Origin of the sequence: Halomonas sp. SIMBA_159 (assembly GCF_046536035.1) — a bacterium.
GTDB classification, from domain to species: Bacteria; Pseudomonadota; Gammaproteobacteria; order Pseudomonadales; family Halomonadaceae; genus Vreelandella; species Vreelandella venusta_A.
Map to the genome: position 1 here is coordinate 1 of NZ_JAWJBT010000932.1, position 259 is coordinate 259.

Below are 259 nucleotides of genomic sequence, written 5' to 3' on the forward strand. Positions count from 1 at the left end.
CCCGAATTTCAGCACAGAAAGTTGCGGTACTCAAACCACCAAACCGTTTAACGGTACTGGTTCGTAAGCGGATATCGGGATGGGGAAACCAAAAGCGTTCATTAATGCTCATGGTGTCATAGTCAGTCACTAACACCAGTGCTTCTTCCTGATCAATGTGATATTCCCCAATCACCGGAACCACTTCTGCATAACCTCTTTCCCGTAGCAATTTCCCTTGTTGTGGGTTTTCAGCATCGGGAACCAGAGAAAAAACACT

At 45.9% G+C, this 259-nt stretch carries 1 protein-coding gene; it reads right to left on the bottom strand.

From position 1 onward, the window contains the following. Positions 1 to 259: phycobiliprotein lyase (locus tag R0J87_RS22000; RefSeq protein ID WP_498888973.1), on the bottom strand; the 259-nt coding region annotated here is incomplete at both ends.